The 16,654-nt window shown below is 46.5% G+C and carries 14 protein-coding genes, 2 rRNA genes and 1 riboswitch; all 16 genes read right to left on the reverse strand.

All coding sequences use genetic code 11. From position 1 onward, the window contains the following. Positions 1–27: 27 nt before the first annotated feature. On the reverse strand, positions 28–1,770 hold the full coding sequence (locus FS666_RS05165; protein WP_144460913.1) for an adenine deaminase C-terminal domain-containing protein: 1,743 nt from the start codon (positions 1,768–1,770) through the stop codon (positions 28–30). A gap of 186 nt (positions 1,771–1,956) precedes the next feature. After that, entirely contained in the window at positions 1,957–3,222 is a 1,266-nt protein-coding gene (gene purD, locus FS666_RS05170) for a phosphoribosylamine--glycine ligase (protein ID WP_144460914.1), read from the reverse strand. A 21-nt stretch (positions 3,223–3,243) separates the two neighbouring features. After that, on the reverse strand, positions 3,244–4,776 hold the full coding sequence (purH, locus tag FS666_RS05175; RefSeq protein WP_144460915.1) for a bifunctional phosphoribosylaminoimidazolecarboxamide formyltransferase/IMP cyclohydrolase: 1,533 nt from the start codon (positions 4,774–4,776) through the stop codon (positions 3,244–3,246). An 18-nt stretch (positions 4,777–4,794) separates the two neighbouring features. Beyond that, positions 4,795–5,367: a phosphoribosylglycinamide formyltransferase gene (gene purN / locus FS666_RS05180; RefSeq protein WP_144460916.1), complete on the reverse strand. Its 573-nt coding sequence runs from the start codon at positions 5,365–5,367 to the stop codon at positions 4,795–4,797. After that, positions 5,364–6,407 carry a phosphoribosylformylglycinamidine cyclo-ligase gene (gene purM, locus FS666_RS05185; RefSeq protein ID WP_144460917.1) on the reverse strand — a complete coding sequence of 348 codons (1,044 nt, stop codon included), beginning with the start codon at positions 6,405–6,407 and terminating at the stop codon, positions 5,364–5,366. The genes purN and purM overlap by 4 nt, the downstream gene beginning before the upstream one ends. 400 nt (positions 6,408–6,807) lie before the next feature. After that, the gene (purF, locus tag FS666_RS05190; protein ID WP_222119347.1) at positions 6,808–8,181 is read right to left on the reverse strand and encodes an amidophosphoribosyltransferase; all 1,374 of its coding nucleotides are present in this window, start codon (positions 8,179–8,181) and stop codon (positions 6,808–6,810) included. 20 nt (positions 8,182–8,201) lie between these two features. Beyond that, positions 8,202–10,427 (reverse strand): phosphoribosylformylglycinamidine synthase subunit PurL, encoded by a 2,226-nt coding sequence (gene purL / locus FS666_RS05195; RefSeq protein WP_144460919.1) that lies wholly within the window; start codon positions 10,425–10,427, stop codon positions 8,202–8,204. Next, a complete protein-coding gene (purQ, locus tag FS666_RS05200; RefSeq protein WP_144460920.1) occupies positions 10,411–11,097 on the reverse strand; it encodes a phosphoribosylformylglycinamidine synthase subunit PurQ in 687 nt (228 codons plus the stop codon). Before purQ ends, purL begins: the two co-directional genes overlap by 17 nt. Next, positions 11,094–11,345, reverse strand: a complete 252-nt coding sequence (gene purS, locus FS666_RS05205; RefSeq protein ID WP_144460921.1) for a phosphoribosylformylglycinamidine synthase subunit PurS — start codon at positions 11,343–11,345, stop codon at positions 11,094–11,096. Before purS ends, purQ begins: the two co-directional genes overlap by 4 nt. A 29-nt stretch (positions 11,346–11,374) precedes the next feature. Continuing rightward, a complete protein-coding gene (gene purB, locus FS666_RS05210; RefSeq protein WP_144460922.1) occupies positions 11,375–12,670 on the reverse strand; it encodes an adenylosuccinate lyase in 1,296 nt (431 codons plus the stop codon). A 24-nt stretch (positions 12,671–12,694) separates the two neighbouring features. Beyond that, positions 12,695–13,822 carry a 5-(carboxyamino)imidazole ribonucleotide synthase gene (gene purK / locus FS666_RS05215; RefSeq protein ID WP_144460923.1) on the reverse strand — a complete coding sequence of 376 codons (1,128 nt, stop codon included), beginning with the start codon at positions 13,820–13,822 and terminating at the stop codon, positions 12,695–12,697. Next, positions 13,809–14,297, reverse strand: a complete 489-nt coding sequence (purE, locus tag FS666_RS05220; RefSeq protein ID WP_144460924.1) for a 5-(carboxyamino)imidazole ribonucleotide mutase — start codon at positions 14,295–14,297, stop codon at positions 13,809–13,811. Before purE ends, purK begins: the two co-directional genes overlap by 14 nt. Positions 14,298–14,399: 102 nt before the next feature. Further along, positions 14,400–14,500: riboswitch (purine riboswitch) on the reverse strand. Between the two features lie 68 nt (positions 14,501–14,568). Further along, on the reverse strand, positions 14,569–14,757 hold the full coding sequence (locus tag FS666_RS05225) for an NETI motif-containing protein (protein ID WP_186306476.1): 189 nt from the start codon (positions 14,755–14,757) through the stop codon (positions 14,569–14,571). A gap of 5 nt (positions 14,758–14,762) precedes the next feature. After that, on the reverse strand, positions 14,763–15,305 hold the full coding sequence (locus tag FS666_RS05230; protein WP_144460926.1) for a DUF2179 domain-containing protein: 543 nt from the start codon (positions 15,303–15,305) through the stop codon (positions 14,763–14,765). Between the two features lie 404 nt (positions 15,306–15,709). Next, positions 15,710–15,825: ribosomal RNA gene (rrf, locus tag FS666_RS05235) — 5S ribosomal RNA — on the reverse strand. A 187-nt stretch (positions 15,826–16,012) separates the two neighbouring features. Continuing rightward, positions 16,013–16,654, reverse strand: a 23S ribosomal RNA gene (locus FS666_RS05240); the annotation flags it as partial.

A 16,654-nucleotide genomic window follows, 5' to 3' on the forward strand; every position in this document is an offset into this window, starting at 1 on the left:
GTTCAAATTCTCTTTCTCTCAACTATTTTAACGCATTAACGTCGGAAAGAGTACTGTTTTATTCATTACATCATACATGCCGCGCTGAGTCACGCGGATATACGGCAAATGAGTGGAAGAAAGAAAGAATAACGAGTAGACGGGATCCGAAAACGGATATCCCCTGTCTGCAAGCAGCCGTCTTAACTCTTCTTCCTCTCCTATGAGAATAGGAAGCTCTTTTTCCGACATCATTCCTGAGAGAGGAAGACGGATTTCGTGCACAATCGTTCCATTTTCGGCGAGTACGATGCCGCCGCCGATTTCTTTCATTCTCTCAAAAGCAAGCCTCATATCATTTTTGTTTTTTCCAATCAAAATGATGTCTCCTGTGGTGGAAAAAGAAGAGACAAATCCGCACACTTCTCTGGCGAATCCTTTCAAAATTGTATTAATTCTCCACTTCCCTTTTCTGTCCACCAGTGCAAAAAAGGACTCATCACTGTCTTTTGGCAGCTCATCCAATGAGATGTCCATTGCTATTGAATAAGGTTCCGTAATGACGCTGTTAACCATTTTCACCCCAAACGGCATGGAAAATTCCAGATCTTCCATCGTTAATTCCCAATCCAATGCCAAAGGCTCAATTCCGTAATCCTCCCAATGAATATCTTTATCTATGATAATTGGATTTCCGTCCCTTTTCACCCACTGCCCTTTTGCAAGGACAGAAACGGGCGAAGGCTTGTTTTCGCTTTCCAGGAAATTGATGTTGGCAATTCTGCCGGTTCCGATCATTCCATGCAGATGCTGCAGATTATAGTGCCGGGCGACATTATAAGATGCCATATGATAAGCATCGATTGCCGGAATCCCGCTGTCAATCGCCATTCGGATCATCACATCGATTATTCCCTGACTGTAAAATGCAGGGGTTGATCCGTCTGTTGTAAACAACATCGATTCATACTGATTCAGTTCCATCTTTTTCATATCTTCCAAAAGGACAGGCAAATCCGGCCGAATCGAAGAATGCCTTAATGAGACGGTATACCCTTGCATAAGGCGTTTATAAATATCCTTTCCTGTCATCGATTCATGGTCACAATCCGCTCCGAACAGCATCAGTTTGGCGAGCGTCCTGTCGGAAGCCCCGGGAAAATGCCCTTCCACTTTTTTCCCAAGGCGCTTCGTTTCCTGGATCCAATGCAGCATCAGATCGTCACCATCCAGAAGCTGCGGCCAGCCGGTAAGCTCACCTCCCTGAACGACTTTATCGTGTTCAAGCCATGATTTTACATCACTGTTGGAAAAAATGACTTCTTCCCCTTCAAGCTTTGTTTGAGCATCAAAACGCGTCCACCAATACATCGTAACAGGCGACTCATCGACTTTGCGCAATAGTGAAAACGCTTTCTTTTTCTGTAAATGTAAAAAGAAAAATAGGTTGTCATTTATCGTTGTTGTCGTTCCGGTCTGTGCAGCAAACCGTGAAAATGTTTGCGGATTGTACAAAAGGAACGGATGAACATGCGGCTCAATATAGCCTGGTACCAATGTCAGGCCGGTACAATCTACGATTTCGGCAGCCGTTGTGTTTTTCGGAAGTGCCTCACCGGCATACACAATGCGATCGTCCTTAATCCATATATTTCCTTCCACCCAGCGGCGGAGCTTCGAGTGTAAAAACCTGGCATTTTTTAATAGAATAGCAGGTGGCTTTTTGCCATCAATAATCGCCGCCTGTTCACGTATCTCTTTGTTTCTCCATCTGTATCTCTGTTCCAACATTCAACCCTCCCTAGGGAGTTCACACTGATTTTTTTAATTTTAACATACTTTTTAATTTAACGCAGTGAAGTTTGAAAATCGAATATAAAAAATTTGTGAAATTGGGGACAGGCCCCCATCGCTTTAACGCGTTAATAAGTTGGGGGACAGGCCCCGTAATAAAAACTCCCGCCCGCAGGCAGGAGTTCACCCTAATAATGCTTTATATCCGATATCTTTCCGGTAAAAGAAATGGTCGCTGTCGAGCTTCTTCATTTCTTTATATACGTTGTCTGAAGCAGCGGCAATATCCGCACCTTTCGCTGCCAGAAGCAGGAGGCGGCCGCCGTTGGAAACGTACGTCCCTTCTTCGCTTCCTGCCGCTGTTCCGGCATGGAATACTTTAACGGAAGGATCCAAAACTTTCAAATCGGGAAGAAGTAATCCTTTTTCATAGCCGCCTGGATAGCCGTTGGATGCATAAACGACTCCGATTACTGCATCGTCCGACCATTCGATGACTGGCTCTTTGCCTTCTAAAATATCATTCACGAGTTCTGCCAAATCGCTGTCCAAGCGTTCCAGCACCACCTGCGTTTCGGGGTCTCCGAACCGGGCGTTGAATTCGATCGTTTTGGAACCGTCTTTTGTTAAAATCAATCCGGCATATAAAATTCCGGTAAACGGCCTTCCTTCTTCAATCATGGCGTTGGCCGTCGGGATCAGAATATCCTTTACAGCCTGCTCCACTTCGCCGGCCGGAATATGAGGGACAGGCGAGTATGCGCCCATGCCGCCTGTATTCGGGCCTTTGTCTCCGTCAAAAGCACGTTTGTGATCCTGCGCGATGACCATCGGATAGACTTTGCCGCCATTGACAAAAGCCATCAGCGAATACTCTTCGCCTTCCAAAAACTCCTCAATCACGACACTTGTGGATGACTCACCGAACTTTTCATCCAGCAGCATATCTTTCAATGCCGCATGTGCCTCTTCAAGTGTCATTGCTACGACAACGCCTTTTCCAGCGGCAAGCCCGTCAGCCTTGATGACAATAGGTACTCCCTGTTCGTCCACATATGCTTTCGCATCCTCGTAAGAGTGGAAAGTTTCATAGGCAGCCGTTGGAATCTTATATTTTTTCATCAAATCCTTTGCAAAGGACTTGCTTCCTTCGATTATCGCGGCGTTTTTCCTGGGACCGAAAATTTTCAGGCCTGCTGCTTCGAACTCATCAACAATCCCGGCGTTCAGGGGAACTTCAGGCCCGACGATTGTCAGCCCGATCTGCTCTTTTTTAGCCAGATCAATCAGTTCTGAAAATGCTGTTTCCTTAATTGGCACTACGGTCGCATCTTCGGCAATGCCCGCGTTTCCCGGTGCACAAAAAATTTGGGTCACCTGCTTGCTTTGTTTCAATTTTTTACAGATGGCGTGCTCTCTTCCGCCTCCGCCGACAACCAGAACTTTCAAAGAAATTCACCGTCCATTGTTTTAGTGTTTAAAATGGCGCACGCCAGTAAATACCATAGCGATTCCATGTTCATCCGCGGCTTTGATTGAATCTTCGTCGCGGATGGACCCTCCCGGCTGGATAATGGCTGTAATGCCCGCTTTTGCCGCTTCTTCCACGGTATCACTCATCGGGAAGAAAGCATCCGATGCAAGCACGGCGCCTCTCGCTCTTTCCCCTGCCTGTTCGATCGCAATTTTCGCCGCCCCTACACGGTTCATCTGTCCTGCTCCCACACCAAGGGTCATCGCTTCATCCGCAACAACGATGGCGTTTGATTTCACATGCTTGACCACTTTCCATGCCAGTTTCAAAGCTTCCATTTCCTCTTCTGCCGGCTTCCGCTTTGTAGGGAAAGTCAGTTCTGCGTCATCAAGGCCAAGCGCATCCTGTTCCTGTACAAGCAATCCGCCTTCAATGGAAGTCAACACTTTTTCAGGCGTATTTTTTTCATTAAACGAAACGGTCAACAGACGGATATTTTTCTTGGCTGTTAAAATGTTCAGGGCTTCCTCTGTAAAAGAAGGCGCAATAATAATTTCCAAGAAGATTTCTTTTAAAATTTTTGCTGCACTTTCGTCCACTTCACGGTTGAACGCGATGATTCCTCCGAAAATGGAAGTCGGATCGGCTTCATATGCTTTTGAAAAAGCATCTGCCGCATTCTCGCCCGTTCCCACGCCGCAAGGGTTCATATGTTTGACGGCCACTGCTGCCGGCTTGTCAAATTCTTTTACAATTTGTAAAGCTGCGTCAGCATCACGGATGTTGTTAAAAGAAAGCTCTTTTCCATGAAGCTGCTTGGCATGGGCAATGGAAAACTTAGATCCAAGCGGCTTTTCATAAAAAGATGCCTTCTGATGCGGATTTTCTCCGTATCTCAGCGATTGTTTCAACTCATATGTGAATGTCATTCTTTCAGGCTGTTCTTCGCCGGCCAGGTTTGTCATGTATTCCGCAATCAAGGCATCGTATGCCGCTGTGTGACGGTACACTTTTGCCGCAAGTTTTCTTCTTGTTTCAAGCGAAACATCTTCATTTGAGCGAAGTTCATTTAAGACCTGCCCATAATCGGCAGCATCGACAATAATAACAACACTTTCATGGTTCTTGGCAGAAGCGCGAAGCATCGCAGGACCGCCGATATCAATGTTTTCAATGGCTTCTTCGACAGTTACGCCTGGTTTTTCGATCGTTTTCTGGAACGGATATAAATTGACGCACACGACATCAATCCCTTTGATCCCCTGCTTCTCCAACTGGGCCATATGGGATGGGTCATTCTTTTTGGCAAGCAGTCCTCCGTGGATAAACGGATGAAGTGTTTTTACACGGCCTTCCAAAATTTCCGGAAACCCTGTCACCTCATCAACTGCCGTAACAGGCAGATTGTTCTCTTCCAGTATTTTTTTCGTTCCGCCGGTTGATAAAATTTCAAATTCCAAATTGATTAATTCTTTCGCGAAATCGACGACTCCGGTTTTATCTGACACACTAATGAGCGCTCGTTTCATTCTTGCAGCACCTTCCATTTATCTTTTTCCCTCAAACAGCTTATCGAGCGTTTCAGGATAAAATTCATGTTCAATTTCGTGAACCTTTTGCGCAACTTCATCTTTCGTTGCTCCGTCTTGAATGTCGATGGCCCTTTGAGCGATGATTGGGCCTGTATCCATGCCTTCATCCACAAAATGAATCGTGACACCAGTTACTTTCACGCCTGCGGCGACAGCCTGGCCAATCGCATCAACACCCGGAAAAGCAGGCAGCAGCGATGGATGTATATTGATGATTCTTTCAGGATAGTGTTCGAGAAGCACCGATCCGATCAAACGCATATATCCGGCCAATACGATATAGTCCACGTCATTTTTTTGGAGTTCTTCATAAAGCATCGTCTCGAACTCCACTTTGGATGCGTATTGTTTTGGACTGAATTCCAGAACACGCACCCCGGCCTTCTTTGCCCTTTCAATGACAAAGGCGCCAGGCTTGTCACAAACAAGCAATTTTATTTCTGCCCGGAGCTTTCCGGATTCAACTGCATCATGTATGGCCTGAAAGTTACTGCCGTTCCCGGACGCAAACACTGCTATCTTTTTCACTTTTGTGTACCTGCCCCTGAAAATTGTACGCTTTCTCCATTAATGACAGTGCCGATCCTATAGGCTTTATCGCCCTGCTTTTCAAAAAAGCGGATAGCTTCGTCAGCATCGTCCGGATCTACTGCCAGGACAAGGCCGATTCCCATGTTAAAAATATTGTACATTTCCTCTGTCTCCAGCTTCCCATATTTTTTCAGAGCTTCAAAGATAGGCAAAACAGGCCAAGAACCTTCTGTCAACTCAGCGCCCAGTCCTTCCGGAAGCATCCTTGGAATGTTTTCAATAAAACCGCCGCCGGTAATATGGGCCATCCCTTTGATTTCAAACTCCCGAAGCGCAGAAATGACCTGTTTTACATAAATTCGCGTAGGTGTAAGCAGTTCTTCTCCGAGCGGACCGTTCAATTCCGGCAAGCTTTCATCAAGGGAGAATTGATTTTCTTCGAAGAAAATTTTACGGACAAGTGAATAGCCGTTGCTGTGGATTCCGCTTGATGCCAGGCCGATCAGCACATCACCTTCATTAATATTTTCCCCATTGATCAACTGGGATTTTTCACAGGCGCCCACTGTAAAACCGGCAAGATCATATTCATCTTCCCCGTACATTCCGGGCATTTCGGCCGTTTCTCCGCCAATCAGGGCGCATCCGGCCATCTCGCAGCCATCCGCGATTCCCTTGACAATCTGTTCGATTTTATCCGGAACCGCCTTCCCGCAAGCGATATAGTCGAGAAAATAAAGAGGCTCCGCTCCTTGGACAACAACATCATTGACGCACATGGCCACACAATCGATGCCGATTGTATCGTGTTTGTCCATCATAAAAGCAAGCATCAGTTTTGTTCCCACACCATCTGTACCGGAAATGAGGACAGGCTCCTTCATATTCATTTCCGACAAGTCGAATGCACCGCCAAATCCGCCCAGCTGCCCCATGACACCCGTCCTGTTCGTCCGTTTCACATGCTTCTTTATTTTCTCAACCGCTTCATAGCCGGCTTCAATATTGACTCCGGCTCTTTGGTAGGCATCAGCCATCCTTATTGCCTCCTATCACCTTTTTACAATCAAGCGGCGGCGAGAAATCGCCGCCTTTTTTGAAAAATTTTTAATAACGGGCCACTCTATTGTTTAATTGTGCGGTGTAAACGCTGATTGTGACCGTTTTCTGACCTTTGGCGCCTTTGGGCACTTTTGCCACTGATTCGTGACCGTTTTTCGAACTTGCCCCACTTTTCGGGCACTTATCCTAGTCTGTACGCGCTAAGACCGCCCTTCGCTTTTCTTATTGTCCAGCTTCGGGCTCCAGCGACTAGCAGACTTCCTTCTCCTTCCTACGATAAGTCAACATCGGCTCGCCTTTGGCTTCGCCGTGTTTCCTTTATCTCGTCAGGAGGCGTCCAGTCTGTACGTCGCTAAACGTCGCCCTACGCTTTTCCTATTCCATCTCTTTCTCATACGGCAATGGCGTATCCGGGTAGATTTCCGTTGGGTATTCGCCGGTAAAGCAGGCCATGCACTGGCCGCAGTTTTTACCAAGGCCCTCTCTTCCGATGGCCTTTAGCATGCCTTCAACGCTTAGGAATGTAAGTGAATCCGCACCGATGATTTCACGGATCTCCTCCACGCTGTGGCTGGAAGCGATCAGTTCTTCATGCGTTGAAACATCTATTCCATAAAAACAAGGGTTCGTCATCGGCGGAGAGCTGATACATACGTGGACTTCCGTCGCACCGGCTTCTTTTAGCATCCGTACAATCCGCCGGCTTGTCGTGCCGCGTACAATTGAATCGTCGACCATGATGACACGCTTTCCTTCGACCACCTTTCGAACAGGGGAAAGTTTCATTTTCACTCCCTGCTCGCGAAGCTCCTGAGTCGGTTTAATAAAAGTCCTTCCAACATACCTGTTTTTAATCAACCCAAGCTCGTACGGTATCCCCGCGGTTTCTGCAAAACCAATGGCGGAGGAAATGCTGGAATCCGGGACTCCTGTTACAACGTCACCTTCGACATTTGCTTCTAGCGCGAGCTGCTTTCCGAGGTTTTTTCTTGCCGTATGGATGTTGATTCCGCGAATGTCACTGTCCGGTCTTGAGAAATAAACGTATTCCATCGTACACATAGCGTGCGAACCTGATAGGGAAAAGCGCTCTTCATGAATGCCTTCATCGTTGATGATGATCAATTCCCCCGGTTCAACATCGCGGATATACTCCGCTCCGATCAAATCGTATGCACATGTTTCTGACGCGACACAATAGGCATCTCCGACTTTTCCGATGGAGAGCGGCCGTAATCCGTTCGGATCCTGAGCAATGATCAGCTCATCTTCCGTCAATACGATCAGGGCGTACGCACCTTTCACCATTGAAAGTGCATTTTTTACCTTGTCTTTCAGTGCCAGGTATCCGCTTCGCTTAATCAGATGCGCAAGCACTTCTGTATCTGTATTCGTCTGAAAAATACTGCCCTGCATTTCCAATTGGTGCTTTAAATCATTGGCGTTGATCAAATTTCCTGTATGTGAAAGAGCAAGACTTCCGCTTGATGAATGGAAGAGAAGCGGCTGAATATTTTCAATGCCGCTCTTTCCTGTATATCTTACATGACCGATCGCTCCACTGCCTTTCAGGCTGTCGAGCTTCTTTTCATCAAATACATCGTTGACGAGCCCATCTCCCTTTATGCCTTTCATGCGCTTTCCGTCCGTTACAACAATTCCGGCGCCTTCCTGCCCTCTATGCTGCAGACTGTGCAGACCATAATATGTCATTCTGGCCGCATCAGGGTGACCCCATATTCCAAACACACCGCATACCTCATTTATGCTTATTTATTCAGCAGAGACGGGATAGCTCCCTTCCAAGCCTCTTCCATCTTTTTGCTGTCGGATTTGACCAATAGCTCTTTATTGTCGTTAAGGATGACTAATTCTGCGCTGTCTGTCACTTCACCAATCAATGTTGCGTCATTTACGATTTCTTCAAAAGCTGCCTGATTTTCTTTCCTGACCGAAATAATAAAACGCGATTGTGTTTCAGAAAATAACGCTGTTGTTTTATCTCCGGCAAGTGTCACTTCCGCCCCAAGCCCGTCTGTGCCAAACAGGCATTCAGCAAGGGCTACAGCCGCTCCCCCTTCGGAAACATCATGAGCAGAAGATACAAGGCCTTCCCGTATTGCTGCAAGAATCTGCTTCTGTCTCTCAGCTTCAACCGCAAGATCAATGGAAGGAGCTTTTCCAAAAATATCGCCATGAATCAATTTCTGAAGCTCGCTTCCGCCAAATTCAGGTTTCGTTTCTCCAACCATGTAAACCAGGTCGCCCGCTGCTTTGAACGTCTGTGTAGTTGCACATGCAAGGTCCGGAATCAAGCCGACCATGCCGATGATCGGCGTTGGATAAATCGCCTTTCCGCCTTTTTCATTATAAAGGGAAACATTTCCACCGATGACCGGGCTGTTAAGCGCAAGACACGCTTCACTGATCCCTTCTGCGGATTTTTCAATCTGCCAGAAGATTTCTGGCTTGTCCGGGCTTCCGAAGTTCAAGCCATCGGTAATGGCAAGAGGCTCTGCTCCTGAGCAGACGACGTTGCGCGCCGCTTCAGCCACAGCAATTTTTCCGCCTGTTTCCGGGTCAAGGTAAATGTAGCGAGAGTTGCAGTCTGTTGTGATAGCAATTCCCTTATTCGTTCCCGGAATTCTGACAACTGCAGCATCCGAACCAGGCGTAACGACCGTATTGGCCCCAACTTGATGGTCGAATTGCCGGTAGACCCACTCTTTGCTGGCAACAGTCGGCTGCTGTAAAAGCTGAAGCAAGGTTCCCTGGTAATCTATTACTTCCGGGATATTAACTTCCATTTCCTGAAACTCGCGAAAATAGGCCGGGACCTCGGATTTTTTATGATAGACTGGAGCATCTTCCGCTAAGGCATCTGCCGGAACTTCCGCCACTACCTGGCCTTTATGAAGAAGGCGGAGCATTTTATCATCCGTTACATGGCCAACAGCTACAGCTTCCAGATCGTATTTTGCAAACAGGTCGATAATTTCCTGCTCACGGCCTTTTTTGATAACGATGAGCATCCGCTCTTGCGATTCAGACAGCATCATTTCATAAGGAGTCATGTTCTCTTCGCGCTGGGGAATCAGGTCAAGATTCATTTCAACGCCGGATCCTGCTTTACTTGCCATCTCAGCGGAGGAACTTGTCAATCCGGCTGCACCCATATCCTGGATTCCGATCAATGCATCCGATTTTACAAGTTCCAAGCAGGCATCCATTAGCAGCTTCTCTGTAAAAGGGTCCCCTGCCTGTACCGCTGCGCGTTCTTCGTCTTCATCCTCAGACAGTTCTGCTGAAGAAAAAGTCGCTCCGTGAATGCCGTCCCGGCCTGTCGCAGCGCCGACATACATAACAGTGTTTCCTGCACCTTTGGCTTGGCCTTTCTGCATGTCTTCATGGTTAAGCAGGCCGACAACCATTGCGTTAACCAAAGGGTTGCTTTCATATGCCGGATCGAATTGAATTTCTCCTCCGACGGTCGGTACACCAAGGGCGTTCCCATAATCGGCGATTCCAGCCACTGCCTGCCCAAGCAAATATCGGACCCTTGGAGAATCCAATTCTCCAAATCTCAAAGAGTTCATCGCAGCAATCGGACGGGCGCCCATTGAAAATACATCACGGACGATACCACCGACACCAGTTGCCGCTCCTTCATAAGGTTCAACAGCCGAAGGGGAGTTATGGCTCTCGATCTTGAAAACAACCGCCTGGTTATCACCGATGTCCACGATTCCGGCACCTTCTCCAGGACCTTGTAAAACTTGTTTTCCTTCTGTCGGGAACTTTTTCAACACAGGCTTGGAGCTTTTGTAGCTGCAGTGTTCAGACCACATGACGGAAAAAAGTCCGGTTTCCGTATAGTTCGGCGTTCTTCCGAGCATTTTCTCCGCAAGTTCGAACTCTTCGTCTGATAAGCCCATCTCTTGATAGATCTTTTGTTCTTTAATCTCGGATGGAGTCGGCTCAAGCATTTGTGACATGTTGTTCCCTCCAGTTTTGTACAATTGATTTGAACAATTTAACCCCATCGGTGCTGCCCAAAAGTTGATCTACAGCCCTTTCAGGGTGAGGCATCATGCCTAGGACATTTCCTTTTTCATTCGTAATGCCGGCAATGTCGGCCATGCTGCCATTTGGATTTTCAGATGTATAGGTGAAGGTGATTTGATGATTGTCCTGCAGCTTCTTTAATTCCGTTTCGCTGCAGTAAAAATGACCTTTTTTATGCGCTACAGGCAGAGAAATGATTTCTCCATTTTCATAAAGTGAAGTGAATGCTGTATCGTTGTTTGCCACCTGGAGTTTTACCGGCTTACAGACAAACTTCAAGCTTTCATTTGTAAGCATGGTGCCTGGAAGCAATCCAGCTTCAAGAAGTATTTGAAATCCGTTTCCGATGCCAAGTACAAGCTTTCCGGCTTCAGCCGCTTTTTTGATTTCCTTTACGACGGGCTGCCTTTTGGCGATGGCTCCCGGCCGGACAGCATCGCCGTAAGACGCTCCCCCTGGAATCAGAACAGCATCATACTCATCAAGAGTCTCAACATCATGACGGACATACTCCACATCTTCTCCGGTGGTCTGCCTGATGGCTTCAAATAAATCAGATTCGCACGTTGTGCCTGGAAAAACGACTATTGCGATTTTCACTTTGCAGCCGCCTCCTCGATTTCAAAGCGGTAATCTTCAACTTCCGTGTTTACAAGAAGGTTTTTGCACATATCGTGGACTGCTTCTTCCACATTTTCTGTTTTGTCAATTGTTAATTCAATATATTTCCCGACACGGACATTTTCAACTTCAGGAAAATCGGATTTCTTCAGTTCCTTTGTTGCCGCCGCTCCCTCCGGATCGATGACACTTTCTTTCAATGTTACAAATACCTTCACTTTATACATCTTCATTTCTCCTTCCGCATGCGCGAGTTTTAATTCAGTCCAAGACGTTCAAATATTGTATCGACGTGTTTCAAGTGATACCTCGGATCAAAACATGCATCAATTTCATCTTGGGTCAGCAGCTTTTGGACTGTTGCATCTTCTTCAATCAACGTTTTGAATGAGACTTGTTTCTCCCATGCTTCCATTGCCTTCGGCTGTACCGTATCATAGGCCTCTTCACGGGAAAGCCCCTTGTCAATCAACGTTAACAGCACTTGCTGGGAAAAGATCAATCCAAGCGTCCTATCCATATTTCTTTTCATATTTTCCGGATAGACCGTCAAGTTTTTCACGACATTGCCGAAGCGGTTCAGCATATAATTCAATGCAATGGTTGCATCCGGCAGAATGATTCTTTCCGCGGATGAGTGGGAAATGTCGCGCTCATGCCACAAAGGCACATTGTCATAGGCTGTTACCATGTAACCCCTTAAGACGCGGGCCATTCCGGCCATATTTTCCGATGCGATCGGATTGCGTTTATGAGGCATGGCGGAAGATCCTTTTTGTCCTTTAGCAAAAAACTCTTCCACTTCACGAGTCTCACTTTTTTGCAGGCCGCGGATTTCAACGGCGAATTTTTCAATCGATGTTGCGATCAGCGCAAGCACTCCCATATAATGGGCGTGGCGGTCACGCTGCAATGTTTGAGTTGAAAGAGGTGCCGGCTGCAGCCCCAGCTTTTCACAAACAAATTTTTCTACAAAAGGATCGATGTTCGCATAGGTGCCGACAGCTCCGGATATTTTTCCGAACTCGACTCCTTCTGCTGCCTGATTGAATCTTTCCAGATTTCTTTTCATCTCTTCGTACCAGAGTGCCATCTTCAATCCAAAAGTTGTCGGCTCCGCATGAACGCCGTGCGTTCTCCCCATCATTATCGTATCTTTATGCTCAATCGCTTTTTCACGTAAAATCGTGATAAAGTTCTCGAGATCTTTCCTGATGATTGTATTGGCCTGCTTTAATAAATAAGAAAGGGCCGTATCTACGACATCCGTTGATGTCAATCCATAGTGGATCCATTTCCGTTCTTCGCCGAGCGTTTCTGAGACAGCCCTTGTAAAGGCTACAACGTCGTGCCTTGTCTCCTGTTCGATCTCTTTGATCCGATCAACATCAAAGCCCGCTTTTTCACGGATTTGTTTTACATCTTCCTTGGGAATCTCTCCAAGTTCGGCCCAGGCTTCACATGCCAGAATCTCAACTTCCAGCCATGCCTTATACCTGTTCTCTTCTTTCCAAACCGCACCCATTTCAGGTCTTGTATAACGTTCAATCATTGTCAGAAATCCTCTCTTTTCAAGCTATTTCCAAATCTCATTTCCATTCAAGTCTTCCAGGGTTTTATCCATGTCGGTGGTCAGGATGGTGATATGCCCCATTTTCCGGTTCATTTTCGCTTCCATTTTTCCGTAAAAATGAACGTTCCAATCCGGCTGCTGTGGAATTTGTTCGATGACGCCTTCCACATGCTGGCCGAGTACATTCACCATTACAGCCTGTTCCAATAACCTTGTCTTCATTAAAGGCCAGCCGCAAACTGCACGGATATGCTGGCCAAACTGCGAAATATTGCATGCTTCAATCGTGTAATGCCCTGAATTGTGCGGACGCGGCGCTAATTCATTTACATAAACCTTTTCATCCTTTGTCAAAAACATTTCAACAGCCAGCGTTCCGACCAAATTCAAATGCTCTGCTATTTTTTCAGTCAATTTTTCGGCTTGCTTTACGACGTTTTCAGACACTCTTGCTGGAGCAATCGTTTCATGTAAAATATTGTTCACATGGATATTTTCCCCGACTGGAAAAACTTCAAGCTCTCCATTTGTGCTTCTTGTCATGATCACTGAAATTTCTTTTTCAAACGGGACCCAGGATTCCAATACACATGGTCCGTTTTTTAACAGAGATGCTGCTTCCTTGGCATCCTCGGTCCCGCATAAGACATATTGGCCTTTGCCGTCATATCCTCCGCGGGAAGTTTTTAAAACACTCGGAAAGCCGATATGTTTTAACGCTTTATCCAGGTCCTCTTTGCTACGAATTACCGAATAAGGAGCGACTTCCACGCCGGCATCGGTCAGTGCCTGTTTTTCGAGAATACGGTCCTGGGTGATCTTGATCAGTTCTGCTCCCTGCGGGACATAAGCTTTTTCCGTCAGCCATTTGAGTGCTTCATAGTCGACATTTTCAAATTCATAGGTGATCACATCACTGACCGAAGCAAGTTTTAAAAGTGCGTCCTTGTCATCATAAGCTGCAATGATTTCTTCATCTGCCACTTGCCCTGTGGGCGAATTGGCTGAGGGCTCGACAACGGCAATCTTAAACCCCGCATGTTTTGCCGCTAATGCCATCATCCGTCCCAGCTGCCCTCCGCCGATAATACCGATCGTACTTCCCGGTTGTATCAATTTAGACAAGCTCATCACTGCTTCCTAGAACTTTTTCTTTTAAGGCATCTCTTCTATTTATAAGTCTTTTATAAAGGGCATCATCCTCTGCCGCCAGCATTTGTGCTGCGAGGAGGCCTGCATTCACAGCACCGGCCTTTCCGATGGCAACAGTCGCAACCGGAACGCCACCCGGCATCTGAACGATGGATAATAACGAGTCCATTCCTTTTAAAGCTCTGGATTCAACAGGAACCCCAATAACTGGAACCAGCGTTTTTGCAGCGACCATACCCGGTAAGTGGGCCGCACCGCCAGCACCGGCAATAATGACTTTCAATCCTTTTTCTTTGGCAGTTTCCGCATATTCAAACATCAAATCAGGTGTCCTGTGCGCAGATACGACCTTTTTTTCATAAGGTACGTTTAACTCGTCCAAGATATCGCAAGCATGCTTCATTGTCTCCCAGTCCGATGTACTGCCCATAATGATTCCGACTTCGGCCTTCATGAAATAAACCCTCCGTCTCCTTTTTTCAATAAAAAACCGGATAAACTACTTTCTTTCTGGAAAGAAAGCAGATTATCCGGGAGTTCATGCACAAAAATATTTCCCAAATCCCACTTTCCTCATAGTCCAATTATTTACGGTAATTGGGTAGAAACTGATGGGCCTTATCCCCATGATATATGAGGTTTAACAATTTAATCTTAACAATCCATCGTTTCGATGTCAAACAATAATCGAACGATATAATAAACTTGTTTACCAATGTTCGGATTTAGGTCTTTTTTATCCCTTCAAAAATAATTTTTTGAGAGATTGGCTTATATTCAATTGTTCCTTTTTTCTTCTCTTCCATGAACACCGGCTTTTCGATCCTCCGGACGGGGCGGTATCCCTCCCGCTTCATCCTTTCCAGACATTCGCTGATTGTTTCATTTTCCTCAACGGTAAATTTCTTTTTCAAAGAACTCAATGAGGCAGTTTTCCTTTCTTTACAGATTTCACCCAGAAGCCGCCATAAATCGTCTTCGGTTCATAGGCAATGATGAAAGCTTTCGGATCAAGGTCTTTTATTAGATGGTAAAGCTTTAATTCGTATTTTCTCGGTGTAAGGACCTGCAGGGCCATTCGATCACCTTCAAGCCCTTGCGCTGCCCAGCTTGTCACTCCATACCCCTTGTCTCGAAGCTGTTTTGGAAGATCTCTGTCATATTCTTTTGTAATGACATTTACGGTTATGTACCCAAGGGCCATTTTTTCTTCAATTTTTGTACCCACAATAACTCCAATACCGTAACCTACGGCATAGGCAATGAGATTTTGGATTTGATTCAGGTTATCAAGTACCAGTCCTAGGCCCACGACGTAAATGACAATTTCTATCATACTGACAACAGCTGCAACATAACGATATCCCTTTAGAGTCAAAATCATTCGGATCGTGAAAAAAGAAACATAAATAACATTAATAATAAAAATAATGGCTACCATTACCAGGCTGTTCTCCAACATTGAGGGCCCCATCCTTTCTTAATTAAACCTGACACAATTATAAAGGATTTTAATCCGTTTTCATATTTAATAGTATTATCAGAATATCCTTTATTCTTATGAAGGAAGGACTGAAAACTTTCAGAGAAAGGGGTGTTCGAATAGATAAAATATATGAAGAACTTTACTTGATCGGTGAGCTGTGAATGAAAAAAGAGGATACAGGTTTGATGGGTATATATGAAATAAGATCGGGATTGTACGAATTGGGGTGGGAATTGCACGAACCGGACCGGGAATTGCACGAATGCCGACTAGAATTGCACGATTGGACCTTTTGATCCAGTCAACCGGCTCCATATTGTCCGAGCCCCTAGGAACACAAAAAAAACATGAAGCCCTTTCTGGCCCCATGTTCTGTCTTTGCCCGGCGGCGTCCTGCTCTCACAAGGGGAAGCCCCTCACTACCATCGGCGCTGAAGAGCTTAACTTCCGTGTTCGGGATGGGAACGGGTGTGACCTCTTCGCTATCGCCACCAGACTATTTATTTTGAAAGGAATTCATTCCTTCAAAACCAGATAAGAGAAGAAATTCCGAGTATCATGTTCAATCCAGCTCCAGCGCCCAGCCCCTCGAGGTCACAAGCCATCTTGCTGTGGTGGCTGAACTACTGCCTCCTCGCAAGCTGTCTTGTGCTTGTCGGGGCTAGACGGGCGCTTCCGCTTTTTAGATTAAGTCCTCGATCGATTAGTATCCGTCAGCTCCATGTGTCGCCACACGTCCACACCGGACCTATCTACCTGATCGTCTTTCAGGGATCTTACCTGCCTGGCAAGCCAGGCAATGGGAAATCTCATCTTGAGGGGGGCTTCATGCTTAGATGCTTTCAGCACTTATCCCTTCCGCACATAGCTACCCAGCGATGCCTTTGGCAAGACAACTGGTACACCAGCGGTGCGTCCATCCCGGTCCTCTCGTACTAAGGACAGCTCCTCTCAAATTTCCTGCGCCCGCGACGGATAGGGACCGAACTGTCTCACGACGTTCTGAACCCAGCTCGCGTACCGCTTTAATGGGCGAACAGCCCAACCCTTGGGACCGACTACAGCCCCAGGATGCGATGAGCCGACATCGAGGTGCCAAACCTCCCCGTCGATGTGAACTCTTGGGGGAGATAAGCCTGTTATCCCCGGGGTAGCTTTTATCCGTTGAGCGATGGCCCTTCCATGCGGTACCACCGGATCACTAAGCCCGACTTTCGTCCCTGCTCGACTTGTAGGTCTCGCAGTCAAGCTCCCTTCTGCCTTTGCACTCTGCGAATGATTTCCAACCATTCTGAGGGAACCTTTGGGCGCCTCCGTTACTCTTT

This window comes from Siminovitchia fortis (assembly GCF_007681465.1).
GTDB lineage: Bacteria > Bacillota > Bacilli > Bacillales > Bacillaceae_C > Siminovitchia > Siminovitchia fortis.